At 66.4% G+C, this 25,762-nt stretch carries 23 protein-coding genes and 1 pseudogene; 6 read left to right on the top strand and 18 right to left on the bottom strand.

The genetic code is table 11. The features are described from left to right. Positions 1 to 131: 131 nt before the first annotated feature. From ACUTAG_RS29345 to ACUTAG_RS29325, 5 genes are all read right to left on the bottom strand, one after another. Positions 132 to 833, bottom strand: a complete 702-nt coding sequence (locus tag ACUTAG_RS29345; protein ID WP_006386454.1) for an ABC transporter ATP-binding protein — start codon at positions 831 to 833, stop codon at positions 132 to 134. Further along, complete coding sequence (gene livG, locus ACUTAG_RS29340) at positions 834 to 1,601, bottom strand: high-affinity branched-chain amino acid ABC transporter ATP-binding protein LivG (RefSeq protein ID WP_006386453.1); 768 nt, start codon at positions 1,599 to 1,601, stop codon at positions 834 to 836. It abuts the gene before it with no gap. Beyond that, positions 1,598 to 2,833, bottom strand: coding sequence for a high-affinity branched-chain amino acid ABC transporter permease LivM (locus tag ACUTAG_RS29335; protein ID WP_006386452.1), 1,236 nt, complete (start codon positions 2,831 to 2,833; stop codon positions 1,598 to 1,600). Before ACUTAG_RS29335 ends, livG begins: the two co-directional genes overlap by 4 nt. Continuing rightward, complete coding sequence (livH, locus tag ACUTAG_RS29330; RefSeq protein ID WP_020927547.1) at positions 2,833 to 3,759, bottom strand: high-affinity branched-chain amino acid ABC transporter permease LivH; 927 nt, start codon at positions 3,757 to 3,759, stop codon at positions 2,833 to 2,835. Before livH ends, ACUTAG_RS29335 begins: the two co-directional genes overlap by 1 nt. 190 nt (positions 3,760 to 3,949) lie before the next feature. Next, complete coding sequence (locus ACUTAG_RS29325; RefSeq protein ID WP_006386450.1) at positions 3,950 to 5,065, bottom strand: branched-chain amino acid ABC transporter substrate-binding protein; 1,116 nt, start codon at positions 5,063 to 5,065, stop codon at positions 3,950 to 3,952. A 52-nt stretch (positions 5,066 to 5,117) separates the two neighbouring features. On the opposite strand from ACUTAG_RS29325, the gene ACUTAG_RS29320 reads away from it, so the two are divergent. Beyond that, the gene (locus tag ACUTAG_RS29320) at positions 5,118 to 5,360 is read left to right on the top strand and encodes a hypothetical protein (RefSeq protein WP_131728610.1); all 243 of its coding nucleotides are present in this window, start codon (positions 5,118 to 5,120) and stop codon (positions 5,358 to 5,360) included. Between the two features lie 100 nt (positions 5,361 to 5,460). Here ACUTAG_RS29320 and ACUTAG_RS29315 read toward each other — a convergent pair whose 3' ends face one another. Together ACUTAG_RS29315 and proC are read right to left on the bottom strand one after the other, a co-directional pair. Next, the gene (locus tag ACUTAG_RS29315) at positions 5,461 to 5,985 is read right to left on the bottom strand and encodes a queuosine precursor transporter (protein ID WP_054484412.1); all 525 of its coding nucleotides are present in this window, start codon (positions 5,983 to 5,985) and stop codon (positions 5,461 to 5,463) included. A gap of 26 nt (positions 5,986 to 6,011) precedes the next feature. Then, entirely contained in the window at positions 6,012 to 6,845 is an 834-nt protein-coding gene (gene proC, locus ACUTAG_RS29310) for a pyrroline-5-carboxylate reductase (RefSeq protein WP_006386448.1), read from the bottom strand. A 194-nt stretch (positions 6,846 to 7,039) separates the two neighbouring features. Between proC and ugpB the strand changes: the two genes are divergently transcribed. The 4 genes from ugpB to ACUTAG_RS29290 all read left to right on the top strand — a co-directional run bounded on the left by ugpB (position 7,040) and on the right by ACUTAG_RS29290 (position 11,490). Then, positions 7,040 to 8,353 carry a sn-glycerol-3-phosphate ABC transporter substrate-binding protein UgpB gene (gene ugpB / locus ACUTAG_RS29305; RefSeq protein ID WP_006386447.1) on the top strand — a complete coding sequence of 438 codons (1,314 nt, stop codon included), beginning with the start codon at positions 7,040 to 7,042 and terminating at the stop codon, positions 8,351 to 8,353. 234 nt (positions 8,354 to 8,587) lie between these two features. Next, positions 8,588 to 9,469 (top strand): sn-glycerol-3-phosphate ABC transporter permease UgpA, encoded by an 882-nt coding sequence (gene ugpA, locus ACUTAG_RS29300; protein WP_006386446.1) that lies wholly within the window; start codon positions 8,588 to 8,590, stop codon positions 9,467 to 9,469. An 18-nt stretch (positions 9,470 to 9,487) separates the two neighbouring features. Beyond that, on the top strand, positions 9,488 to 10,339 hold the full coding sequence (ugpE, locus tag ACUTAG_RS29295) for a sn-glycerol-3-phosphate ABC transporter permease UgpE (protein ID WP_006386445.1): 852 nt from the start codon (positions 9,488 to 9,490) through the stop codon (positions 10,337 to 10,339). A 62-nt stretch (positions 10,340 to 10,401) separates the two neighbouring features. After that, positions 10,402 to 11,490 (top strand): sn-glycerol-3-phosphate import ATP-binding protein UgpC, encoded by a 1,089-nt coding sequence (locus ACUTAG_RS29290; protein WP_006386444.1) that lies wholly within the window; start codon positions 10,402 to 10,404, stop codon positions 11,488 to 11,490. A gap of 79 nt (positions 11,491 to 11,569) precedes the next feature. On the opposite strand, the gene ACUTAG_RS29285 is transcribed toward ACUTAG_RS29290, so the two are convergent. The 5 genes and pseudogenes from ACUTAG_RS29285 to ACUTAG_RS29265 form a co-directional block, all read right to left on the bottom strand. Beyond that, the gene (locus tag ACUTAG_RS29285) at positions 11,570 to 12,454 is read right to left on the bottom strand and encodes a MipA/OmpV family protein (RefSeq protein ID WP_020927545.1); all 885 of its coding nucleotides are present in this window, start codon (positions 12,452 to 12,454) and stop codon (positions 11,570 to 11,572) included. Between the two features lie 83 nt (positions 12,455 to 12,537). Beyond that, positions 12,538 to 13,641, bottom strand: coding sequence for a serine hydrolase domain-containing protein (locus tag ACUTAG_RS29280; protein WP_024068770.1), 1,104 nt, complete (start codon positions 13,639 to 13,641; stop codon positions 12,538 to 12,540). A 148-nt stretch (positions 13,642 to 13,789) separates the two neighbouring features. After that, positions 13,790 to 15,083: pseudogene (locus ACUTAG_RS29275) on the bottom strand (ATP-binding protein). Further along, positions 15,076 to 15,777, bottom strand: coding sequence for a response regulator (locus ACUTAG_RS29270; protein ID WP_446650424.1), 702 nt, complete (start codon positions 15,775 to 15,777; stop codon positions 15,076 to 15,078). The pseudogene ACUTAG_RS29275 and the gene ACUTAG_RS29270 overlap by 8 nt, the downstream one beginning before the upstream one ends. 212 nt (positions 15,778 to 15,989) lie before the next feature. Next, positions 15,990 to 17,117 (bottom strand): branched-chain amino acid ABC transporter substrate-binding protein, encoded by a 1,128-nt coding sequence (locus tag ACUTAG_RS29265; protein ID WP_006386439.1) that lies wholly within the window; start codon positions 17,115 to 17,117, stop codon positions 15,990 to 15,992. 292 nt (positions 17,118 to 17,409) lie between these two features. Between ACUTAG_RS29265 and ACUTAG_RS29260 the strand changes: the two genes are divergently transcribed. Continuing rightward, positions 17,410 to 18,015 carry an RBBP9/YdeN family alpha/beta hydrolase gene (locus ACUTAG_RS29260; protein WP_026383505.1) on the top strand — a complete coding sequence of 202 codons (606 nt, stop codon included), beginning with the start codon at positions 17,410 to 17,412 and terminating at the stop codon, positions 18,013 to 18,015. A 68-nt stretch (positions 18,016 to 18,083) separates the two neighbouring features. Here the strand turns inward: ACUTAG_RS29260 and ACUTAG_RS29255 are convergent, their stop codons facing one another. The 6 genes from ACUTAG_RS29255 to ACUTAG_RS29230 form a co-directional block, all read right to left on the bottom strand. Next, entirely contained in the window at positions 18,084 to 19,247 is a 1,164-nt protein-coding gene (locus ACUTAG_RS29255; protein WP_050807735.1) for a pectate lyase family protein, read from the bottom strand. 107 nt (positions 19,248 to 19,354) lie between these two features. Further along, positions 19,355 to 21,337, bottom strand: coding sequence for a Vi polysaccharide transport protein VexE (locus ACUTAG_RS29250; protein ID WP_446650423.1), 1,983 nt, complete (start codon positions 21,335 to 21,337; stop codon positions 19,355 to 19,357). Further along, entirely contained in the window at positions 21,330 to 22,361 is a 1,032-nt protein-coding gene (locus ACUTAG_RS29245; RefSeq protein ID WP_006386435.1) for a sugar ABC transporter, read from the bottom strand. The genes ACUTAG_RS29250 and ACUTAG_RS29245 overlap by 8 nt, the downstream gene beginning before the upstream one ends. A 121-nt stretch (positions 22,362 to 22,482) precedes the next feature. Then, a complete protein-coding gene (locus ACUTAG_RS29240; RefSeq protein WP_006386434.1) occupies positions 22,483 to 23,196 on the bottom strand; it encodes an ATPase in 714 nt (237 codons plus the stop codon). Positions 23,197 to 23,205: 9 nt separating this feature from the next. After that, complete coding sequence (locus tag ACUTAG_RS29235; protein ID WP_045953139.1) at positions 23,206 to 24,546, bottom strand: ABC transporter permease; 1,341 nt, start codon at positions 24,544 to 24,546, stop codon at positions 23,206 to 23,208. Positions 24,547 to 24,553: 7 nt separating this feature from the next. Then, complete coding sequence (locus tag ACUTAG_RS29230; protein WP_026383511.1) at positions 24,554 to 25,714, bottom strand: polysaccharide biosynthesis/export family protein; 1,161 nt, start codon at positions 25,712 to 25,714, stop codon at positions 24,554 to 24,556. Positions 25,715 to 25,762: the final 48 nt, after the last annotated feature.

The raw sequence follows: 25,762 nt of genomic DNA, 5'->3' as shown, positions 1-25,762 counted from the left end.
GCCTGCCGTGCCCACCGGCCACCCGCCTCGGGCGACCTACGAAGCACCATCCGCGCCGACAAAACAAAAAAAGGGCGCCCCTTTCAGCAGCGCCCAAATTTCCCTTCGCGGGGAATAAACCGTAATTCGAATCACCCGCCCAGATACGCCTTCCGAACCTGGTCATTGACCAGCAGATTCGCCCCCGTATCCTGCAGCACGACCCGCCCGTTCTCCAGCACGTAGCCGCGATCCGCCACCTGCAGTGCCTTGTTGGCATTCTGCTCGACCAGGAACACCGTCACGCCCTGTTCCCGGATCTCGCGGATGATGTCGAAGATCTGCGCGATCACCAATGGCGCCAGCCCCAGCGTCGGCTCGTCCAGCAGCAGCAGGCGCGGCCGCGTCATCAACGCCCGCCCGATCGCCAGCATCTGCTGCTCGCCGCCCGACATCAACCCGGCGCGCTGGCTGGCCCGTTCCTTCAGGCGCGGGAACAATCCATAGACGTGGTCAATCCCCGCCTGGATCTCCTCGCGCTTGGAGAAAAAGCCCCCCATCTTCAGGTTCTCGGCCACCGTCAGGTCCTTGAACACGCGCCGCCCTTCCGGCGAAATGGCGATGCCATTGCGCATGATGTGGTGGGTGTCCTTGTTGGTGATGTCCTCGCCCTCGAAGGTGATTTTGCCTTCCTTGGCTCGCGGATTGCCGCAGACCGTCATCAGCAGCGTGGTCTTGCCGGCGCCGTTGGCGCCGATCAGGGTCACGATCTCGCCCTTGTTGACGTCCACCGACACGCCGTTCAGCGCCTGGATGGCGCCGTAGTAGGTGTGGATGTTTTCCAGCTTCAGCATTTATTCCTCCCCCAGGTACGCCTTGATGACGCGCTCGTCGTTGCGCACCTGCTCGGGGGTGCCGGTAGTGATGGGCTTGCCGTGTTCCATGACCAGGATGCGGTCCGAAATGCCCATGATCAGGCTCATGTCGTGCTCGATCAGCAGCACCGCCACGCCGAACTCGCGGCGCAGCTGGTCGATCAGCGATTGCAGATCGCGCTTTTCCTGCGGGTTCAGGCCGGCGGCCGGCTCGTCCAGCATCAACAGGCGCGGCTTGGTGATCATGCAGCGCGCGATCTCCAGGCGGCGCTGGTGGCCGTAGGCCAGGTTGCCGGCCTCGCGGTTGGCGTACTCGCGCAGTCCCATGAAATCCAGCCACTGGGCCGCGCGCGACAACGCATCGGCCTCCGCCTGGCGGTAGGCCTTGGTCTTGAGCAGGCCGGGCAGCAGGCGCGCCTCCACCTGCGTATGCTGCGCCACCAGCAGGTTCTCCAGCACCGTCAGCTGCTTGAACAGCCGCACGTTCTGGAACGTGCGCACCAGGCCATGGCGCGCCACCTTGTGGCTGGGCAGGCCGGTGATGGATTTGCCGTCCATCACGATATCGCCGGCCGTCGGCGCGTAGAAACCGCCCACGCAGTTGAACACGGTGGTCTTGCCGGCCCCGTTGGGGCCGATGATGGCGAACACCTCGTCGGATTTGACTTCGAACGCCACGCTGTCGACGGCCAGCAGGCCGCCGAAGCGCATGGTCAGTCCGGATACTTTCAGCAATGCCTCGCTCATTTAGCCAGCTCCACGTGGGGACGCTTCATGGGCAACAACCCCTGCGGACGCCACATCATCATCAATACCATCACCAGGCCGAACATCAACATCCGGTACTCGGCGAACTCGCGCGCCAGCTCGGGCAGCACCGTCAGCAGGATCGCCGCCAGGATCACCCCGACCTGCGAACCCATGCCGCCGAGCACCACGATGGCCAGGATCAGCGCCGACTCGATGAAGGTGAAGGATTCCGGATTGACCATGCCCTGGCGCGCCGCGAAGAACGCGCCGCCGAAACCGGCGAAGGTCGCGCCCAGCGTGAAGGCCGACAGCTTGATGCGGGTCGGGTTCAGGCCCAGCGAACGGCAGGCGATCTCGTCCTCGCGCAGCGCCTCCCAGGCGCGGCCCACCGGCATGCGGATCAGGCGCGTGGAGACGAACAGCGTGACCAGCGCCAGCAGCAGCGCCATCATGTACAGATAGATCACCATGTGCTGGTTCTGGAACGTCAGGCCGAAGAAGTCGTGGAACGTGGTCGCGCCCTCCTCGCTTGCCCGGCGCGTCATTTCCAGGCCGAACACCGACGGCTTGGGAATGCCCGAGATGCCGTCCGGACCGCCCGTGAGCGTGTTCAGGTTGATCAGCAGCAGGCGGATCATTTCACCGAAGCCCAGCGTCACGATGGCCAGGTAGTCGCCGCGCAGGCGCAGCACCGGAAAGCCCAGCACGAAGCCGAACAAGGCGGCCATGGCGCCCGAGAACGGCAGCGCTTCCCAGAAGCTCCAGCCGCCCCAGTGGTACAGCAAGGCATAGGTGTAGGCCCCCACGGCATAGAACCCGACGAAGCCCAGGTCCAGCAGCCCGGCGAAACCGACCACGATGTTCAGGCCCAGGCCCAGCATCACGTAGATCAGCACCAGCGTGGCGATGTCGACCGAGCTGCGGCCGGCGAAGAATGGCCAGGTGACGGCCACCGCCAGGATCAGCAGCATCAGCAGCTTGTTGTTCTTGGCCGGGGCCGACGGCAGCGTCGGCAGGCCCACCTTGAGCTTCTGGAACGGCTTGGCGATCCAGGGCCGCAGCAACTGGAACACGAACACGACCGCGGCGGCGATGGCCACCAGCGACCAGTGCGACTCCATCGAGGTGCGCGCGCCCTGGCGGATCAGTTGCAGGCCGAAGACGGGGGTGACGATGACGGCGGTCAGCACCGCCGCCATGGTGGCGTTTTTCAGGTTGTTGTTCGACATCAGACTTTTTCCACCTCAGGTTTGCCCAACAGCCCGGTGGGACGGAACAGCAGGATCAGGACCAGCAGCGAGAACGCCACGATGTCCTTGTACTGCGACGAGATATAGGCTGCCGCGAACGTTTCGGCCAGGCCCAGCAGCACGCCGCCCAGCATGGCGCCGGGAATGCTGCCGATGCCGCCCAGCACCGCCGCCGTGAAGGCCTTGATGCCGGCCAGGAAGCCGATGAAGGGATTGAGCTTGCCGATGGTGATGGCGATCAGCACGCCGCCCACCGCCGCCAGGATCGCGCCCATCACGAAGGTGAACGAGATCACGCGGTTGGTGTCGATGCCCAGCAGGTTGGCCATGTGCATGTCCTGCGAGCAGGCGCGCGAGGCGCGGCCCATGCGGGAATACTTGATGAACAGCGTCAGGCCGACCATCAGGGCGACGGTCACCAGGATGATCATGATGCGCGAATACGGCACCGTCACATCGAAGTCGGAACCCATGTGGAACTGCACCGCGCCGGACACCAGCGAAGGCACCGCCATATCGCGCGCGCCCTGGCCCAGCGCGACCCAGTTCTGCAGGAAGATCGACATGCCGATGGCCGAGATCAGCGCCACCAGGCGGGGGCTGCCCCGCACCGGGCGGTACGCGACCCGCTCGACGCTGAAACCGTAGATGCCGGTGACGACGATGGCCACCAGCAGCATCGCGGCGATGATGAACGGTACCGGCAGGCCGCTATTGGTGCCGATGGCCGTCAGGGTGACCAGGCCGACATAGGCGCCGATCATGTAGATTTCGCCGTGAGCGAAGTTGATCATACCGATGATGCCGTAGACCATTGTGTAGCCGATGGCAATCAACGCGTAGATCGCGCCCAGAGACAATCCGTTGAAGAATTGCTGGGTAAGTTGGGGTATGAGGTCGGACATTATTTCTCTTGCTCCAAATAGTTCCGGCTCCGGTAGAGAGACCCGGAGCCGGAAACCTGGGCGTATTTTAAGGGCCTGTGATCACCGCCTGCCGGCCGCACAGCGCTTTTGGCGCATCGCTACGCGGATTACGGCACAACGACGACGACAGGCCCTCGCGCCGGCACCACGCCGGCGGAATCGCGGGAGTTTACAGCTGGGTCTTCTTGCCGTTCTTGTCCCACTTGTAGACGGCGAACTCGAAGTTCTTCAGGTCGCCCTTGGCGTCGTACTCGACCTTGCCGATACCGGTGTTGAAGGTGGTCTTGTGCATGTAGTCGGCCACCTTGGCGGGGTCCTCGCCCACCGCGGTGATGCTGTCGGCCAGGATCTGGACCGCGGCGTAGGCCGGCATCTGGAAGGCGCCGTCCGGATCGCGCTTGGCATCCTTGAAAGCCTTGACGATGCTTTCGTTGGCCGGCAGCTTGGTGAAGTCGGCGGGCAGCGTGACCAGCAGGCCGTCGATGGCCGGGCCGGCGATCGCCACCAGGTCCTGGTTGGCGGTGCCTTCCGGACCCATGAACTGGACCTTCAGGCCCTGTTCACGCGACTGGCGCAGCAGCAGGCCCAGTTCGGGGTGGTAGCCGCCGAAATAGACCAGGTCGACGCCGGCCGACTTGAGCTTGGTGATGATGGCCGAGTAATCGCTGTCGCCGACGTTGATGCCTTCGAACAGCGCCACGTTCACGCCTTCCTTGGCCAGGGTGTCCTTGACCTGGGTGGCCACGCCCGAGCCGTAGGTCTGCTTGTCGTGCAGCACGGCGACCTTCTTGGGCTTGAGGGTGTTGGCGATGTAGCGCGCGGCGTACGGACCCTGTTGGTCGTCGCGGCCGATGGTGCGGAAGAAGAAGTGCGGCTTGATGGTGTCGGTGACCAGGGGCGAGGTGGCGCCCGGGGTGATGCCGACGATGCCTTCCTGTTCGTAGACGTTGACGGCGGCCACGGTCACGCCCGAGCACGCATGGGCCACGGCGAACTTGGCGCCGGAATTGACCACGCGGTTGGCGGCCGGCACGGCCTGCTTCGGTTCGCAACCGTCGTCGATGAGGATCGGTTCGAGCTTCTTGCCCTTCACGCCGCCCTTGGCGTTGATGGTCTCGATGGCAGTCAGCGCGCCAGCCTGGATCTGGTCGCCGTACTGGGTGTTGGGGCCCGTCATGGGCTGCGGGATGCCGATCTTGATCGTATCGGCGGCGTGCACGGAACCTGCCAGGGCAAGCGCCCCGAATGCCATAGCTACCGGGGTAAGGCGATGCAGAAACTTCATGCGGAGTTCTCCAGCGAGGTTTTGAGCGGCTCTGTTCGATCCGGTTTATCGGGTGGATACCCCTAAACCCGCATCGCCCGTCGCCGGCTTCTTGGGCAAAAACACGGTGTGGGCGGTATTCTGGAAGCAAGCAGACATACTGTCACTGCGTGTAATCCCCAATATTTCAGGAGAAACCTTTAATCGTGACGGATTAGTACGACAAGTGCGTGAAATCGCAGGGGAAATCCGCACCGCGCCTTGGATTACCCATGGCGCGGCGCGCGAATCGATGGCAGGTGATTTATATGAATAATCATTAATACGCCGTTTGACCGCGCATTTTCATACAGTACTTACGCGAGTCTTACGGATAATGATTATCCCGTTAATTAATACCGACTGATTTTCGACAATCACACGCTGGCCGGCTTGGCCAGGTTCCACATCAGCGCGCGGAACGGCGCCAGCATGCTGATATTGACCGCCAGCTTGATCGCCAGGTCGCCCATCATCCAGGTGACCCACGGCGCGCCGCTGGCCGCGAAGGCCACGCTGAAGAACACCGCGGTGTCGAGGATCGCGCCCAGCACGCCGGAAACCAGCGGCGCGCGCCACCAGCGCTGATCGCGCAGGCGATCGAACACCTGGATGTCGACCAGTTGCGCGCAGATATAGGCCAGCCCCGAGGCCAGCGCGATGCGCGGCGACGCCGCCCACACCGACACCGCCAATGCCGCGGCGAAACCGAACCACACCACGCGGCGCGCGGCCGCGGGACCGAAGCGGCGATTGAGCACGTCGGTCACCAGAAACGCCACCGGATACGACAGGCCGCCCCAGGTCAGCCAGTCGTTCAGCGGCACCTGCACCAGGATGTTCGAGCCCACCACTACCACCAGCATGCACAGCACGGCGATGCCGAACTGCGCCCGGCTCATGGGGGCAAAGCGCGCAACGGCGTGACTCACTTGCCGAACTCCTCGGCCAGCTCGCGCGAACGCCGCGCGGCCGCGGCCATGGCGTCCTCGACGATGCCGGCAAAGCCGGCGGCGTTGAACGCGGCCAGCGCCGCGGCGGTGGTGCCGCCCTTGGAGGTGACGCGCTCGCGCAGCACCGAGGGGGGTTCGGACGATTCCGCCGCCAGCCTGGTGGCGCCGGCGAAGGTGCCCAGCGCCAGCTGGCGCGCCTGCTCGGCCGTCAGGCCGACCTTCTGGCCGCCGGCGATCAGGGCTTCCAGGAACAGGAAGACATAGGCCGGGCCGCTGCCTGACAGCGCCGTCACGGCGTCCAGCGCGGCATCGTCAGCCACCCAGACCACTTCGCCGACGCTGGCCAGCATGGTGGCGGCCAGGTCGCGGTCGGCCTGCCCCACGCCATCCAGCGCCGCCAGGCCGGTGATGCCGGCGCCCACCAGCGCCGGCGTGTTGGGCATGCAGCGCACCAGGCGGCGCCACGGCGCCTCGGGCGTGCCCAGCCAGCCCGCCAGGGTGTCGGCGCGGATCCCGGCCGCCACGCTTATCACCAAAGTGTCGTCGCGCAACCACTGACGCGTGGAAGCCACAACGTCTTTCATGTTCTGTGGCTTGACCGCGAACACCCATACGCGGCAGCGCGCCAGGGCCTCGTCCGGGGCGGTCGCGGTGGTCATGCCGCGAGCCTGCCAGGCAGCGTGCGAATCCTGGTTAATGTCAATGACATGAATGCTGCCGGCGGGGCATACTTTGCCCGCAAGACCCGAGGCCAGCGCGGCGGCCATATTGCCGCCGCCGATGAACGCAATCGAAAGTTCGTTTTTCATAGGATGCGATTGTAAACCGGGCCGCCCCGGCGGGAAAAAAAAGAAAATGTTCGTTCGCGCCTGAAACGCGCAATTTGACAGGCGTTTTAACTGATGTGAAAGTCACGGTTTTGTCACAAACAATTCATAAGGTGACGTGTTTTCCGCGCCGGGACAACCCCGGTCGCGACACGACCAACTGGAGGAAACCTCTCATGCGATCCCACCGAATTGCCCTTACCTTCGCCGCCGTGATGGCGGCCTTTGCCGGCGCCTCCGCGCACGCGGCCACCGAAATCACGTTCTGGCACTCGATGGAAGGCGCGCTGGGCGACCGCGTCAACGGTCTGGTCGACGAGTTCAACAAGAAGAACCCCGACTACCAGGTCAAGGCCGTCTACAAGGGCAACTACGGCGAATCGATGAACGCCGGCATCGCCGCGTTCCGCGCCGGCAACGCCCCGGACATCCTCCAGGTGTTCGAAGTCGGCACCGCCACCATGATGTACGCCAAGGGCGCCATCAAGCCGGTGCAGCAGATGTCGGAAGAAGCCGGCAACCCGATCGACCCGAAGGAATTCATCGGCGCCGTGGCCGGCTACTACTCGTCGGCCGACGGCAAGCTGGTGTCGATGCCCTTCAACAGCTCGACCGTGGTGTTCTACTACAACAAGGACGCCTTCAAGAAGGCCGGCCTGGACGCCGACAAGCCGCCCAAGACCTGGGAAGAACTGGCCGCCGCCGGCCAGAAGCTCAAGGCCGCCGGCCAGGAATGCGGCTACACCACCTCGTGGCCGTCGTGGGTCCAGCTGGAAACGTTCTCGGCCTGGCACAACGTGCCGTACGCCACCAAGGATAACGGTTTCGGCGGCCTGGACGCCCGCATCGCCATCAACACCCCGCTGCACGTGCGCCACCTGGAAAACCTGGCCAAGCTGGGCAAGGAAGGCATCTTCATGTACGGCGGTCGCGGCGACGAGCCGAACTCGCTGTTCATCAGCGGCAAGTGCGCCATGATCACCGGTTCGTCGGGCCTGCGCGCCAACATCGCCAAGAACGCCAAGTTCGAGTTCGGCACCTCGACCCTGCCCTACTACGGCGACGTGCAGGGCGCGCCGCAGAACACCATCATCGGCGGCGCTTCGCTGTGGGTCTTCGCCAACAAGAAGCCGGAAACCTACAAGGGCGTGACCGCGTTCTTCAAGTTCCTGGCCAGCCCGGAAATCGCCGCCCGCTGGCACCAGCAGACCGGCTACGTGCCCGTCACCAAGGCCGCCTACGAGCTGACCAAGAAGGAAGGCTTCTACGACAAGAACCCGGGCACCGAAGTCGGCGTCAAGCAGCTGAACGTCGAAACCACCGCGCAATCGCGCGGCCTGCGCCTGGGCTTCCTGCCGCAGATCCGTGAAATCGAGGACGCTGAAATCGAACGTATCGTGTCGGGCAAGGTCTCGGCCAAGGACGGCGCCGAGAACATCGTCAAGCGCGGCAACGAGCTGCTGGAAAAGTTCGAGAAGAGTGTAAAGTAACGCCCGTTCCGTGGCTTGCCGGCAAGTCCCGCGATGCACGATTCCCGTTGTGCAACAAGGACTTGCCCCTGGCGAACAAGGCTTAAAGCCCTGGTTTTTTTAGGGCTTTAAGCCTATCGTGTTTTATGAGTACCGGCGCATCCCCGCGCCGCAGGCCGGCCGGCCCACCCCGGCGGCTGTTTCACCAGGCGGCGGTTAATCCAACCGCCGCTTTTCGTACCTTGGGTTCCCCCTATGGAAAAACGTGTCGTCTTCGGGCATAAGACCCTGCCCTATCTGCTGCTCCTGCCGCAGATCGTCATTACCGTGGTCTTCTTCTTCCTTCCCGCCGGCCAGGCCATGTGGCAGTCGATGCGGCTGGAAGATGCGTTCGGCCTGTCCTCCGAGTTCGTCGGCCTCGACAACTTCATGGAACTGTTCTCGCAGCAGGCCTACCTCGATTCCTTCCGTGTCACGGCGGTGTTCTCGATCCTGGTCGCGGTGGTCGGCCTGGGCGTGTCGCTGCTGCTGGCCGTCATGGCCGACCGCGTGATCCGCGGCGCCGGGCTCTACAAGACCCTGCTGATCTGGCCCTACGCCGTCGCGCCCGCCGTGGTCGGCGTGCTGTGGCTGTTCCTGTTCTCGCCCTCGGTCGGCATCCTGGCCGTGGCCCTGCGCCAGGCCGGCGTCGACTGGAACCCACGCCTGGACGGCAACCAGGCCATGATCCTGGTGCTGATTGCCGCCGTCTGGAAGCAGGTCTCGTACAACTTCCTGTTCTTCCTGGCCGGCCTGCAGTCGATTCCGCGTTCGCTCATCGAAGCCGCCGCCATCGACGGCGCCAGCCCGTCGCGCCGCTTCTGGAGCATCGTGTTCCCGCTGCTCTCGCCCACCACCTTCTTCCTGCTGGTGGTCAATATCATCTATGCCTTCTTCGACACCTTCGCGGTGGTGGACACCACCACGCAGGGCGGTCCGGGCACGTCGACCTCGATCCTGGTCTACAAGGTGTACAGCGATGGCTTCCGCGGCCTGGACCTCGGCTCGTCCGCGGCCCAGTCGGTGGTGCTGATGTTCATTGTGATTGCCCTGACGGTCGTGCAGTTCCGCTACGTCGACCGCAAAGTGCAGTATTGATTCTCGAGGCAGATAACAATGGTTGAACGCCGTCCCTGGCTGGATATTCTGGCCCACGTCATCCTGCTGTGCGGGGTGGCCATGGTGGCCTTTCCGCTCTACGTCACTTTCGTCGCGTCGACCCAGACCGCGCAGGAAGTGGCTTCCGCGCCGATGTCGCTGATCCCCGGTCCGCACTTCGTCGACAACTACATGCAGGCGCTCTTTGGCGGCTCCTCCGGCGGCTCGTCCGGCGCGCCGGTGGGCCGCATGATGTACGTCAGCCTGATCATGGCGCTGGCGATTTCCATCGGCAAGATCGCCATCTCGCTGCTGTCGGCCTTCGCGGTGGTGTATTTCCGCTTCCCCGGCCGTATGTTCTTTTTCTGGATGATCTTCGTCACCCTGATGCTGCCGGTCGAAGTGCGCATCGCGCCCACCTACAAGGTGGTGGCCGACCTGGGCCTGCTCAACAGCTACGCCGGCCTGACGCTGCCGCTGATCGCCTCGGCCACGGCCACGTTCCTGTTCCGCCAGTTCTTCCTGACGGTGCCGGACGAGCTGATCGAGGCCGCCCGCATCGACGGCGCGGGTCCGGTGCGCTTCTTCCGCGACGTGCTGCTGCCCCTGTCCAAGACCAGCATCGCCGCGCTGTTCGTGATCCAGTTCATCTACGGCTGGAACCAATACCTGTGGCCGCTGCTGGTGACCACGCAGGAAGACATGTACCCCGTCGTCATCGGCATCAAGCGGATGATCAGCGGCGGCGACAGCGTGACCGAATGGAACATCACCATGGCCACCGCCATGCTGGCGATGATCCCGCCGGCGCTGGTCGTCATCCTGATGCAGAAATGGTTCGTCAAGGGGCTGGTCGACACTGAAAAATGAGGCCCCCACGCCGCGCCTTCGGCCTGCTGCCCCCACGACAACGACTCCGATACGAATAACTCATGGCTACTCTCAGCTTTCGCAACGTAAAGAAAACCTACGCCGGCAACGTGCCGGTCATCCATGGCATCGACATGGATGTGAAGGACGGTGAATTCATCGTCATCGTCGGCCCCTCGGGCTGCGGCAAGTCCACGCTGATGCGCATGGTCGCCGGCCTGGAGACCGTGACCAGCGGCGAGATTGTGATCGACGACAAGGTCGTCAACAACCTCGAGCCGGCCGAACGCGACATCGCGATGGTGTTCCAGAACTACGCGCTCTATCCGCACATGACCGTGTTCGAGAACATGGCGTACGGCCTGAAGATCCGCAAGTTCTCCAAGGACGAGATCAAGAAGCGCGTCGACGCCGCCGCGCAGATCCTGGAGCTGACCCACCTGCTGGACCGCCGCCCGCGCGCCCTGTCGGGCGGCCAGCGCCAGCGCGTGGCCATGGGCCGCGCCATCGTGCGCGAACCCAAGGTGTTCCTGTTCGACGAACCGCTGTCGAACCTGGATGCCAAGCTGCGCGTGGCGATGCGCCTGGAAATCATGAAGCTGCACCGCCGCCTGGGCACCACCAGCCTGTACGTAACGCACGACCAAGTCGAGGCCATGACGCTGGCGCACCGCATGATCGTCATGTACCAAGGCGTGCCCGAGCAGATCGGCACGCCCATGGAAGTGTTCGAAAAACCCGCCTCGACCTTCGTCGCCGGCTTCATCGGCTCGCCGCCGATGAACCTGATGGAAGTCAACGTCGCGGGCGACGGCACGGTGCAGACCGTCGACGGCCTGGCGCTGGAAATCTCGCCGCTGCAGGTGCCGTCGCAGGTGCGTGGCCGCAAGGTGATCATGGGCATGCGCCCCGAGCACATGCTGCTGAACACGCAGGGCGTGCCGGCCGAAGTCGAGATGGTCGAAACGCTGGGTTCCGAACAGTTGGTCCACTGCCGCTGCGGCAAGTCGACGCTGGTGGTGCGCTGCACGACGCGCCAGTTGTCCGAGTCCTCGGCCAAGGTCGGCGACCGCGTCAACGTCGGCCCCGACGGCCGCCATCCGCTGCACTGGTTCGAGGCCGACACCGGCCGCCGCGTGCAGGGCCTGTAAGTCTCCTCAATGCGCGGGGCCGGCGGCAATCCGCCCGGCCGGCCCCGCCGCCACCCTGCCCGTCCGGGAAGGGACAAGCTCAATACGTGTACGTCACCATGGTGCCGATGGAGTACTGGTTGCGCTCCTTGACGATGGGGCTGTCGGCCGCATCGCCATACAGGCGGCGCGCCTCGGCGGCCACGGTCCACGACCACTCCTTGCTCAGCGGCAGCACCCAGCTCGCGCCCAGGCCCACGCTTTCCAGCCCGCCCTTGGGGTTGTAGCGGCGATAGCCCGAATTGGCCGACTGCCTGTCGCTCACGCCGTACCAGGTGCGCATGTAGTTGCCGTCGCCGAAGGTGCCGTTCAGCGACAGCGAGATCGCGCCCGCAGAACCCTCGTACACGGTGGTGCTGGCGCCCAGGTCGAACAGGGTGTAGCCACTGCCCACGTCGCTGTGTTCACTGCTTTTCTTGAAGGCGTGCGCCACCGTGGCCGACAGGGTCACCGGACCCAGCGTGGTCTCGGCGTCCATGCCGATCTGCGCGCGGCTCTTGATCTCGCCCATGCCGCGCAGCTTGTTGGAGCCTTCGAAGCCCTTCTTGCGGTCCTTGCGCGAGGCGCTGGCGCCCAGGTAGAAGCGGAAGGTGCTGTCCAGCGCCTGGGTCTCCCAGCCCAGGCCGCGCTCGGTATTCAGGAAAAAGCCGCCCGGGCTGCGGATGCCCAGGCCGACGATGGGAAGCGCCGAGCTTTCGTCGCTGCCGCTGTAGCGCGGCGCGTAGCCGACGCCCAGCGTGCCGTAGAACTTCCATTCATCGGCCGGCTTTTCGGTTCCGGTCGACACCTCGATGCCGCGCGAGCTGGCGCCGCGCGAACCATAGACCGAGTTGTCGGCGACCTGCTGGCCGCCCGCGGCGAACGACAACGCTGGCAGGCTCGCCAGCAGACACGCCGCGCCGGCGCGGCGCTGCATCAGGGACATAGAGGGATATCGCTTCATAAGTACATCCGGGAAACGAGGTTGTGGGGAAATCGAACACGCGCCGCGGCCATCGCGGCGCGGACCTACTCTTGCGCCACGCCCTTGGCCTGGCGCATCAGGTTCATCGCCAGGCTGGAGACCGAGGTCACCAGCGGCTCGGCGCTATCGGCATTGCTCATCACCAGCACCGCCAGCTTTTCGCGCGGCGCCAGCACCCAGCGCGCATGGAAGGCCTCGGTCGCGCCGCTGTGTTGGCGCAGGGCATCGCCGGCGATGTAGTCGCGGTCGCACGGCGCCGCCAGCCACGACAGCGCCAGGCGGCATTCCAGCTCCATGCCGCTGGCCACGGTCTCCAGATTCAGCAGGGCCAGCGCGGATTCGTCCTTGAGGATGCGGCGGCCCTGGTAGGTGCCGCCGGCGAACAGCATGCTGGAGAACCGCGCCATCTCGGCCGAGCTGGCCCACAGGCCTTCGGCAGCCTCGTTGGACTGCGGTTGCTCGGTCCACGGCATGCCGCGGCGGTAGCCGGCGGCGCGCAATTCGCGCACCTCGTCGCCTTCGGCCGCAAGCCGGAAACCGGCGCGGGAGATGTTCAACGGCCGCAGCAGCGTGCGCCGCACGTAGGCGTCGAACGGCTCGTCGGCCACGTGCGCGACCATGTCGCCGAGCAAGGCGTAGCCCATGTCGGCGCGGGCCCGGCCCATGGTGTCTTCCAGCGTATCGGGCCGCAGCGCCAGCAGGCGGCGCGCGGTGAACGGATAGGTGCCCATCCAGTGCATGGCGACCCGCCGCGGCTCGGCTTCCCAGTGCGGCAGCGCCTGGGCCGCGGGCACGTCGAGCGACAGGCGGCCGTCGTCGGCGGCACGCAGCACGCCGGCGGCGGTGACGATCTTGGAAATGGCGCCTACGCGGTACAGCGTGTCGCCGGTGGCATTGCGGTGGCGCGCCGCATCGGCGTAGCCGAAGCCGCCGCTCCAGACCGTGCGCTGGTCATCGACGATCGCGATCGACAGGCCCGGCACCCGCTGCGCATCCATGTCGTAGGCGATGCGCTGCTTCAGGTACGCCACCACCGCCGGATAGTCGCCCTTGGCGATGGCGGGCGGCGCGGCCGGGGCGACGCCCTGGCAACCGCCCGCGACGATCAGGAGCATGGCAACGGCGGCCAGGCGGGTAAGCGTGAACATGACGAGCGGACGACCCTCTTTGGAGAACTGCCGTCATGCTAGTCAGGGATGCCGCGCCGATCTTTCCCGCTTTGTATGGAGTTTGTGAAGAATGCCGGGGCAGATTGTGAAGTTTGTTAAAGGCGTGCCGGATGCCCCGCGGGGCCGCTCAGGCCGCCTTCCAGCTCACGATGAAACGGGCCCCGCCGAGCGGGCTGTCGGCCGCCTCGGCGCTGCCATTGTGCCAGCGCGCCACCCGGCTGACGATGGCCAGCCCCAGGCCGGTGCCGCCGGTGCCGCGGTCGCGGCTTTCGTCCAGGCGGATGAATGGTTCGAAGATCCGCTTGCGATCCGCGGCCGGAATGCCGGGGGCCGTCGTCGTCGACCATCAGCACATACTCGCGCGGGGCCGGCGACACCAGGCTGACCTGCACCCGGCCGCTGGCATAGCGGATGGCGTTCTGCAGCAGGTTCAGCAACGCCCGTGTCATGTAGCGCTGATGCAGGTGCACCTCGCGCACCTGGCACAGCACCACTTCGCAACGCACGCCGGACTGCTCGGCCTGGAACGCGGCGTGCTGCACAACCGAATCGAGCCAGCTGCGGGCGTCCTGCGGCTGCAGGGTGACGCCATCGCCCTTGTGCTCCAGGCGGGCGTACATCAGCAGTTCCGAAGCCATGCTGTCCAGTTCGGCGACGTCGCTTTTCATGTCGTCGATCAGGCGCTTGCGCTCGAGCGGTTCCTCGGCGCGGCCGATCATGTCCAGTTCGAACGACAGGCGCGCGATCGGCGTACGCAGCTCGTGCGAGACCGCGTTGGTCAGTTCGCGCTGGTTGTTGATCAGCGCGCCGATGCGCTCGGACATCTGGTTGAAGGTGTCGCCCAGGTTGCCGATGCTGGAATGGCGCGACAGGCGGGCCCGGGCCTGCAGGTCGCCCTGCCCCATGCGCAACGCCGCCGTCTTGAGGGCTTCCAGGTCGCGCCAGATCGGCAGCGCCCACACCAGCATGAAGGCGCACAGCAGCAGGCCCAGCGCCGAATACACCGCCGCCACCACCCACGGGCCGAATGACGGCTCGGGCGGCAGCTTGACCTCCAGCCATTGGTTGCCCGGCCCCGGAATGGCGGCCACGAAGGTCTGCATCTTGTCGCGGATGAAGAAGTCGCCCTTGGCGGCGATGCGGCGTTCCTTGTCGCTGGCGTTGTAGTCCGCGGCGTTGAACACCCGCAGCCCCAGGCCGTAGTACGGCGCCAGCTGTTGCTCGATGTGGGCCGCGCGGGCGCCCGGCTCGACCTTCGACAGTTCCTGCACCAGGCTGTGGATCTGCCCGCGCACCGATTCGCGGGTGTAAGCGTCGCTGACCGGCTCGAACAGGTAGTTGGCGGAGCGGTCCACGACTTCGTTGGAAATCACGAAACCGATCGCCAGCACCACGAAGAGCCGCAGGACGAATTTAATCATCGCCGTCCTCGTGCGCCTTGGGCGAGAACAGATAGCCCTTGCCCCACACGGTCTTGATGCGCGCCGGATCGCGCGGGTCGTCGTCCAGCTTGCGGCGCAGCTTGCTGACGCAGACGTCGACGCTGCGGTCCAGGCCGTTGAACTCGATGCCGCGCACCGCATTGAGCAGGTCGTCGCGCGTGAGCACCTGGCCGGCCTGGCTGGCCAGGGCCCACAGCATTTCGAATTCCATGGTGGTCAGGTCGACCTCGACCCCGCCGTGCACCACCGCCCGGGTGCGCCGGTCGATGACCAGCGGCCCGAACTCCAGGCGCTCCGGCGGTTCCTCCAGCTGGCTGTGGCGCCGCAGCAGCGCGCGGATGCGGGCCAGCAGCACGCGCGGCTCGACCGGCTTGATGACGTAGTCGTCCGCGCCCGACTCCAGGCCCAGGATCTGGTCCAGGTCGTCCTCGCGGGCGGTCAGCATCAGGATCGGCGCCGACGAAAACGCGCGCAGGTCGCGGCAGACCTGCAGGCCGTCGCGGCCGGGCAGCATGAGGTCGAGGATGGTGATGGCCGGCTCATGGCGGCGGAAAGCCTCCACCGCGTGGTCGCCGCGGTAGGCCTGGGCGACATTGAACCCGTGTTGCTCCAGGAACTGCGCGATCAGGCGCGACAGCTTCGGATCGTCTTCGACTAGCAAGGCCTTGGTCATGGGGTGTCCGGACAGGAAAAGAGAGTTCGATTTGGCCGCATTCTACGCAAAACCGCGCAAGCGGCGTTCGACCGGGGGACCGGCCGATCGGTTCCCGAAGGCAGCCGCCCACGCAAAAGCCGGGCGGGAAGACGCTGCTTCCGGCCCGGCCGAAGGGTCTGGCGCCCGGCGCGCGTCCGGGGCGGCAAGGCCGCCCGGCGCACGCTAGGTGCTTACTTGTAGACGGACTTGGAGCCGTCCTTGTGCCACACGAACACGTCGAACTGGAAGTTCGTCAGGTCGCCCTGCTTGTTCCAGCTGACCTTGCCGATCGGCGTGTCGAACGAATTGGCGTGCAGGTACTTGGCGACCTTGGTCGGGTCTTCGCTGCCGGCGCCCTTGATGCCGTCGGCGATGACCTGGGTGGCGGTGTAGGCCGTCATCTGGAACGCGCCGGCCGCATTGCGCTTCTTGGCGGCGAAGGCCTTGACGATCTCCGCGTTGGCGGCGTTCTGGGTGAAGTCGGCCGGCAGCGTCAGCAGCATGCCTTCGACGGCGTCGCCGGCAATGGCGTTGATGTCCGGGTTGCCCGTGCCTTCCGGCCCCATCCACTTGGCCTTCACGCCCTGCTCGGCCGCTTGGCGCAGCAGCAGGCCCATTTCGGGGTGGTAGCCGCCGTAGTAGACGAAGTCCACGCCCTGGCTCTTGAGCTTGGTGATGACGGCCGAGTAGTCGCTGTCGCCGGCGTTGATGCCTTCGAAGATCGCGACCGGCACGCCGCCCTTTTCGAGGTCGTTCTTGACCGCGGTGGCGATGCCCTGGCCATACGACTGCTTGTCGTGCAGCACGGCGGCCTTCTTGGGCTTGAGCTTTTCCAGGATGAACTTGGCGGCGGCGGGGCCTTGCTGGTCGTCGCGGCCGATGGTGCGGAAGATGAACTCGTAGTTCTTGCCGTCGGTCAGGGCCGGCGACGTGGCCGAGGGCGTGACCATGACCACGCCTTCGTTGTTGTAGACGTCGGCGGCGGCGATGGTGGCGCCCGAGCAGACGTGGCCGACGACGAAGCCGATCTTGCTGTTGACCACGCGGTTGGCGGCGACCGGACCCTGCTTGGGTTCGCAGCCGTCGTCGATGACCACGGTTTCCAGCTTCTTGCCATTGATGCCGCCGGCGGCGTTGATGCGCTCGACCGCCGTGTCGACGCCTTCACGCACCATGTCGCCGTACTGGGTGACCGCGCCGGTGGTGGGGCCCACCACGCCGATCTTGATGGTCTGCGCCTGCGCGCCGGCGCTGAACGCCAACCCCGCGGCGACGCCCAGCGCCGCGATGACCGGGGTCAGACGAAATGCTTGCTTCATGAGTGGACTCCTTTAATGGCTTGTAATCGTTGGTTTTCGCACGGACGGACAGCCGGAAATGTGTTGGTCACGCCCCGTTACGTTGCATTAGCACGGCAAGCATACACTGAAAAATACCGGCATTTGCAGGGGGTTCCGGCCCGACTTGGGCGAGGTTTCGATATTGCGGTGCCGCATCGGCGACCCCGGCGCCGCCCCTCTCCCCGGCCGATTTCCTTTATGCCCGCCGCCGTATATGCAAAAGCGCATTTATTCGTTTGCGTTACTAAGACGGCGCGGCATCATGGCCGCCATGAGACTCCAACCGATCATCGTCCCCGGATGGAAAGACTCCGGACCCGAACACTGGCAATCGCGCTGGGCGGCCCTGCTGCCGCACGCGGTCAGGGTACGGCAACGCGACTGGGAAAACCCGGTCAGCGCGGAATGGATTTCCACGCTGGCGGCGCAGGTCGACCAGGCCCGCAGCCCGGTGCTGCTGATCGCCCATAGCCTGGGCTGCCTGATCAGCGCGGCGCTGCCGGTGCCGCTGCGCGCCAAGGTCGCCGGCGCGTTGCTGGTGGCGCCGGCCGACGTCGAGCGCGCCGACGCCCCGGAATGCCTGCGCGGCTTCGCGCCGATCCCGCGGCACTCGCTGCCGTTCCAGAGCGTGGTGGTGGCCAGCGACAACGATCCCTATTGCCGGCTGGAACGGGCCCGCGCCTTCGCCGAGCACTGGGGCAGCCGCGTGGTGGTGATTCCGGGCGCCGGCCACATCAACGCCGACAGCGGCCTGGAAGACTGGCCGCAAGGCCTCAAGCTGTTCGGCGCGCTGCGCCGCCGCGCCTCGTGGCGGGTATCGCCGCCGCCCGAGCGCATCGCGCCGATTCCCGAGCGTCCCCTGTCGCACCAGGCCTGAGGCCGCCGGCTCTCTTGCCCGCCACGCGCGCGTCGGCCCGCGGCAGGCGGGAAACCCATCGCCGCCCGTCACCCTGCGCAGTTCGTCCCGACCCGTGATGCGGGCAGCGGGGTATCGCCGCTGGTGTTCCCCGCGTGCTTGCGGATGCGCTCCGCCAGCTCCGCCGAGGGCTTCTCATACCCATAGCAATAGGGCGGCGTCGGCGCGGCTTCCGGGCGATAGTCCTGCAGCACCGGCTTGGCGTCCCCCAGGTAGAGGTTGTCTTTCAGGCGCAGGAATGCCTTGAAGTCGCGCGTATAGCCGTGCACGGCCTTCAATTGCTGGTAGGCGCCCTCGTCGGAGGCGCCGTTGTCCAGCGCGCTGCGCTTGGCGGCCATGGGAATGTAGCGGCAGTAATTCACCTTGACGCCTTCCACCGTGGGGAAGAATTCCGGCTCCACGCACTCGCGCTTCGAATCGTTGTTGAAGATATTGCCTTCGACCAGCGCCTTGGCCTCCAGGCTGAAACTCATGCCGTAGAAATCCCAATTCTCCAGCAGATTGTTGAACAGGTGGAAGGTGCCGAACTGGCCCCTGGGGTTGCGCTGCACCGTGTTGAAGAAGTAATTGTGGTGCAGCGTCACGCGCGCGATGGAATCACGTTCGTAGTTCGCGAACAGGTCCTTCGAGGTGATGTTGTTGAGCAGCATGACCTTGTTCGAGTTGTGGAACTTGGTCCAGGAAATCGTCACGTCGGTCGAGCCGTTCTTCACGTTGAGCAGGCGGTCGGACATGCGCGACAGATCCATGTGGTCCACCCAGACATCGCGGCTGTCGTTGGCGATGTTCACCGCCTGCGTCAGGCGGTTCAGGCGGCCATCGATGGTCAGGTGCGTCAGGATCACGTTCCGGCTGCCATACACGCCCAGCCCGTCGTCGATCAGGGCCACGTGCCTGCCGCGGCCATCGATGGTCGTGTTCGACGGCACGCGCAGTTGCGATTCCAGCACGATGGTCATGTCGGAGGCGAAACGGATCCAGGTGGGTCCCTTCTTGGCCTGCGCCAGCGCGGCGCGCAGCGTGCCCGGTCCGGCATCCTGGTCGGATGTGACCTCGATGAACCGGCCGCCCAGGCCGCCCGTGGCGCGGGCGCCATAGCCCTCCCGCTGCTGCAGCAGCGCGGACACGAATGGACAACGCTCGTCCGGGCTGGCGCAGGACTCGTTGGCGGCCGCCGCGCCGCCGTACAGCATGGCCAGCGCCGCCAGCCAGGCCAGCGCGCGCGGCAACCGCTTGGACCAGCGCCTGGCCCATTGCGGCGCCCTGCTCCCCATACTCTCTCTCGAATTCGTTCGCGGATTCATCGAAACTCGCTCCCCAACACTGCGCCGGCGGGCCGCGCGGATCGATCCGCGGGCTGCACGTGGCGCCAGATGCCGCCGCTCAGGCGCAGGTTTTCCGGCGGACCGGCCACATGCGCCCTCAGGTGTTTGAAATACGCCTCTTGCCAGCGCTGCGCGTACGCATCGGCGTCCTCGCCGGGTTCCGCCGCGGGCAGCATCTCCAGCGTATAGGCGACGCGGCCGTTTTCCCAGCGCGGGGTGTAGAACACCGATGGCACGCCCTGGCGGTGCGCCAGGTGGGCGGCGAAACTGGAATAGGTCACCGCCTGCCCTTCGAACTGGGTGCGGGGCGCCGCCGGGTTGGCCGCGCCGTCCACCGCCAGGCACAGCACATTGCCCGCCGCCAGCGCGCGCATGCAGGCCTTGGCGACCTGCGCCTCGGTCTGGTCGGCGGTGGAGATCAGGGCGGCGGCATAGCTGCTCTGGGCGATGCTGGGCGCGGTGGCCAGCCAGCGGGAAGGAATGCCCAGCAGTTCCAGCGCCATCAGCCCGGCATACATGGGGCCGACGTGCGCCGTGGCCACCACCACGCCCCGGCCCGCCGCCAGCAGCGGCGCGAAGAAACGTTCGCCGGTGTCCAGTTCGCCCAGCATTTGCATGGCTTCCTCGACGCTGTCTTCGCGGCATTCGAGCCAATCGAACAGCAGGTGATCCACCAGGTGGCCCCAGCGCGCCCGCCGCTCCCATTGCGCGCGATCAGCCCCGGCATCGCCACGCAGCGACCAGGCCCAGTCCAGTCGCGCCTGCGGTATGGGCGCGGTATCCAGCTTCTGCTCCAGTTGTTCCAGCGCCTGCTGGAACGTTGGCGGCAGCGCCTGGCCGCGTTGCCCGACATAGCGCTCGAACAAGGCTTCGGCTTCCTGCTTGCGTCCCGCTTGCGAGAGCGCGCCGATGGCGGCGCGCTGCCAGAGTTGTTTGTCGGGCGATTTTTCGACCAGGTGCAGCAGTTGATCGGCGGCCTCCCCGTACTGCAGCGTGTAGCGCAGCGCGCGCGCATACAGGGCGCGTGTCTGCTCCAGTTCGGGGGCCAGCTCCATGGCCTGGCGCAGCGGCGCCACGGCGTCCTTGTAGCGGCCCGCGCGCAGCAGGGTTTCTCCGTGCAGCGTCAACAGCCGCACGTCGGTCGGGGCCGCTTCCAGGCCCGCCTCGAAGTGCGCCAGGGCATGCACTTTGCGGTCGTCGTCCGTGGCGCGCCGCAGGTGCGCCAGCCCCAGCGATGCGCGCAACGCCGGGGCATCGTGCCCCGCGTCCAGCGCAGCATTGCCCAGCAGGATCGCCGCCTCGACCCGGTCGTCGTCGAGCAGCGCGCGCACCGCCACCGTCGCCACGCGCGCGTTTGGCAGGTCATCGGCCTGCAAGGCCATGGCAATGCCGGCCGCCTCGACCGCGTCGCCGTTGCGCGAAAAGGCCAGCATCCACCAATGCGCGTCGCCCGGCGCGGCCGCCGCCAGGGCGGCGGTCTCGCGCGCGACGTCGGCCGCCTGCGCGATATGCCCGGCCTGCACCCGCAGTTGAATCCGCGCGGCCTGCAGCGCCGCGGAATCCGGCGCGATGGCGGCGGCGGCGTCCGCCTGGGCGATGGCGCGTTCCCACTGCTCGGTGCGGCCCAGCAGGCTGGCGAGCAGGCGGCGGTCGTCGGTGCGCGCCGGATAGGCCTGGACCAGCCGTTCCAGCGCGGCGATCGCCGGTTCCAGTCGCCCCACCCGCACGAACGGCGACACCAGCAGGCGGCGCGCATCGCGCCAGCCCTCTTCCACCCGCGCCAGCGCCGGCCCGAGCTCGGCCATGGCCTGCAAGGGGTCGTCCGCCTCCAGGATCCGCTTGATGACCGCGCGCAGGCGGCTGGTGGCATCGCTGGCGGCGGTGTTTGCGACGGCGGCGGGCGCCGCCGATGCCGGTGCCGCGGCGATGCCGGGGCGTTCTATCGTCGTATCAACCATGGCGCAATCCTCTGAGCAAGGCCATCGCCGCGCGCAGGACGAACATGAGCACGAAGCCCAGCGCCAGCGCCTGCAACAGCAGCACGCCGGTGCGCGGACTGCTGGGCCGGTCCGTGGAGACCGGCTGCGCGATGATGGACAGGTAACGCTGCAGGCGCAGGGCGTCGGTCACGGCCTGCTGGTACGACTGCTGCGCCAGCGTCAGGTTCGAATCCGCAAAGGCCTGGGTGTTGCGCAGCGCCTCGTAGGATTTCAGTTGTTTCGCTTCCGTGTTGCCTTCGCCGCTCAGGCGCTGGCGCACGCTGGCGAGCCGTTTCTTCAGGGCCACGACCTGCGTTTCCGCGGGCTTGAGCATGAAGTGGTCCTTGTTGCCCAGCGCGCGGATCTTGTCCAGGTTGATCTGGGCGCTGCTCAGTTCCGCTTCGAGCTGGCTGGACAGGTTCAGCAGCATGGCCACCGTGGCGGTCGGGTCGATATTGCCGTGCGTGGTTCGCCACGAGGTCAGGGCTTCGCGCGCGGCCAGCGCCTTCTGCTCGGCCTGCCGGACCGATTCCTCGCTGACCTTCAGCTTGTCCGCCACGCCCTTTTCGTTCATGGAGCTGACGAAGTCCTCCGCCAGGCCGATCAAGGCCTTCGATAGCATTTCGGCGTCTTCGGGCGAATACGCGCGCACCCGCAGTACGTCGATCTGCTCCAGCGCATTGAAGGAAACCTGGACCGAGGCCCGGTAGGCGCGATACAGATCGTCCTCGCTCGAATCCTCGGACAGGTGGTTGGCCGGGTCCAGGCCGGCGTTGCGCAGGTACTGCCGCAACCCGACCTTCTTGTCCAGCTGCCGCATGCTGTCGCGCGACCGCAGGAAATCGCTGACGGCCCAGCCGTCGACGAAACCGCCGAGCATGCCGCCCGAATTCCCCGTGGTGAGCAGGCTGGCCGCCATGGCGCCGCCGCCCTGCTGGCCCGAGCCCGATTGCACGAAGAAGCGCGATTCCGCTTCGTAGCGCGGCGTGGCCACGAACAGCACGTAGACCAGCGCCAGGGCGACCGGGGCGACGACGATGAAGGCATTGACCCAGCGGCGCCGGCGACGTTCGTCCAGCGCGGCCTGCCGCTCGCGGCGCCGGCGCTCGATCTCGGAACCGCTCTCAGAAGCCGAGCTGGCCCTCGTCGAAGCCGCCGAAGACGTCGTCGCCTGTTCCGGATTCGCTGCGTGATCGTCGCGGGGGGAACTTACTGATGCACTGGTCGAGGTCGTCTTCGATGCGGAGTGCGCTTCGTTCATAAATCAGGCCCTTCAGGCAATAGTCCGCCAATTGATTCTGGCGGTAACTGGAAAGAATGAGCGTCCTGCCGACCAGGCGTTCTTCGAACAGCGCCAGCCAGAGGCGGGTGAAACGGCAGGGTTCGAAGGGAATCGCCCCTTCGATCACGTAGATGTCGAACGCCGGCGCCAGCGCCAGCGCGAACGAAAACTCCTGCCTCGCATACAGCGGCCAATGTTCCATCGGCCGGCTCAGGCTCCTGGGGTCGCTGATCAGGTCGGCCACCAGTTCGTACGTCGCATCGGCATCGATCTCGTACATCTGGCTCACCAGCTCGATCATGCTCAGGCCGTTGGCCTTGCCACGGATGAAGCCCTGCCGGCCGATGGCCCAGGACACGTTGCCCTCGTGCCGCACGAAGCCCTGGCGCGGCGGACGCAGGCCGCACAGCAGGTCGATGATCTGGCGATGCAGCTCCGGCGCGGGCGAAAGCAAGGCGTAGCGGCCGACGGGAATGTCGAGATGGGCGCCGGCCAGCAGCGCCTGCCGGCTGCCGAAGGCCAGGGGTTCATCCGTCACGCCATTGAGATGAATCATCGTCGTTCCTCACATGGGCTGGATATTGGGACGGGCCAGCCGCTCGGCCGCCAGGGCGACCACCATCAGGAAAACCAGGCTGGTCAGGAAATATCCCAGGCTCGCGTCCTGCGACGTGTAGGCGTCGAAATAGGCCGATCGCAACAGCTGCATGCCATGCGAGAACGGCAGCCACAGCATCCAGGGCCGCAATTGCTCCGGCAGCTGCTCCGAGACGAAAAAGACGCCGGAGAAAATCTGCAGGAAGCGCTCGATCACCGGCGCCAGCCGCAGGAAGAAGTGCCAGAAGGTCGCGATCGCGCCGAACAGCAGGCCCATCGCGGCGGCGCAGCACGCCATCAGCACCACGTACAGCATGAAGCCCGGCCAGCTCTTGGGCAGCGTGATGAGGTCCAGCGCATGGCCGGCGCCGATCAGCACCACGAACACCACCAGGTACACCGACACGTACAGCAGCGCCTGCACCAGCGCGCACATCAAGGGCGAGACGCCCTGGAAATTCAACAGGCCGCGGGCCGATACGTACGCCGTGCTGCTCCTGAAGATGATCTGCCGGAACATGATCCAGGTGGTGGCGCCCAGCAGCGAGAAGGTCTGCACGTCCATCCCCAGGATGTAGTGCGTGCCCATCAGGATGTACAGCGACGAAATCAGCGTCAGCAGCACCACCGGGCCCACCAGCGCCCACAACAGGGCGATGCGGCTCTCGCCGTGCATCACGTGCAGCTGGTAGACGAACAGCGCCAGCAACGTGCGTCCGCCTGGCCAGCCGCGGCCGGCCAGGCGCGGATGATGCCCGGCATGCAACCCGCGCAGCCGCTCCCGCAGGATATCCAGGTCGCCGGCCTCCCCCGGGGGCAGCTCCATTTCCAGCGCGACGTCGTTGCGCGACGCCTCGCGGCGGGCCTCCCGCGCCTCCTCCTGCCTGCGCCGTTCCTCGCGCCGCGCGTGCGCCTCGGCCAGGCGCCGGTCCTCGGCCACCAGCCGGGCCGGCATATAGCCCGGCGCGAACACGTCGACGCCCGCGCGGATGTCCTGCTCCAGCAGGCGCACGATGATGCGCAGGCGCCGCCGGGAGAAGTCCGCCAGCGTCTCGTCGACCTTGGCGCGCGCAATCTCCGCGTCCAGCTCCTCCTGCACCGCCTCGTACACCGCCCGCCGGGCGGCCACGGAGTCATGCGGCTCGCCCTGCAGGCGCGCCAGCAAAGGCCTGAACAGCACGGCCGGCTCGGCCTTCGCCTCGAACAGCGCGGCGGGATCCAGGCGCCACGCGGCGACGCCCGAACCCACCGCGTAGCTGCTGTCCTTTCTCCGCGCGCGCCAACCCTTGATCCGATCCTCGTTGCTCATCGACACGCTACTGGCTGACGCCGCTGGAGGAACTCGAGCCGGAGTCGGAGTCGATGGCGCGCGTCGCGCTGAAGCCGGCGCTCATGGTCACGCGGAACGCCGAAAGCACTTTCTGCACCTGCGTGAACGGCGCGTCGGAGATATAGATCGCCTGGCCCTCGTGCACGCTGAATTCGCGCGCCAGCGCCACCTGCTCGGCGCGCGTGAGATCGAACTGATACACCACCGGCAGCAAGTCCGGCTTGCCGTCCACGCCGGCCTGCGCGGGCGTGAACAGGAAGACCGAGCGCGGGTCCGCCGTCTTGTCGTCCAGGCCCCTGGCATCGGCCAGCGCGTCCAGCACGCTGTAGTTGCGCTTGCTGATCGCCACGCGGCCCTGGTTGCCGGCGGCGCCCAGCACCGTCAGGAACTCACGCGATTCATACGCGGTGATGACATCGCCCGGGCGCAGCAGGATGTCGTTGTTCTGGTTGCGGTAGATGTCCGACAGGCGCACCGAGGCGACCTGATTGTCGCGTCGCAGGCTGACGACCAGTTGCTCCGGATTGGTTTGCACCGGCGCGGCCTGCGCCAGCGCGCTGCTCAGGCGCTGGGCGGTCTGCGTGATGGGATACATGCCCGGTTTGGTCAGGTTGCCCTGCACCGTCACCATCTGTCCGCGGGCGTCGGCCACGCGCGTCACGCTGACGTCGGCGCCGGCCACCAGCCGGCTCAGGCGCCCGACGATGGCGTCGTGCAGTTGCGCCAGCGTCATGCCGCCGGCCTGGAATTTGCCGAGAATGGGAAACGCGACATTGCCGTTGCGGTCCAGTTCCTGGTTGCCCAGGTCGCTCACGCCGGACGGGTCCGCCGTGAACACGCCCAGCCCGCCGCGCTCCCACACTTTCACGTTGACGCCGTCGCCCGGCACCAGGCGGTCGAAACCGGCCTGGGTCAGGTCGCGGTAGCGCACGGGAAAATCCGAGACCTCGGCAACCCGGCTCGCGCGCGCGAGCTCGCGCGAAGCCTGCATCACGACCACGTCCTTGGCGTCGTGGGCGCCTGTCACCTCACTGAGCATGGGGCCGGAACGCGGCAACTGGCAGCCGCTGAGCGTAAGCACGGTAATCAGCAGCAGGGCCGGCGCCGCGAGGCGGCGCGGGCCCGCGGCCGGGACGTTCATTTGCATAGTTTCCTTTGTCTTCGAAACCAGGGGACCTGGAGGGGACCTGGGTAA

Source organism: Achromobacter sp. CSND-B12 (genome assembly GCF_052906545.1).
This window is presented reverse-complemented; position numbering and strand designations above follow the sequence as displayed.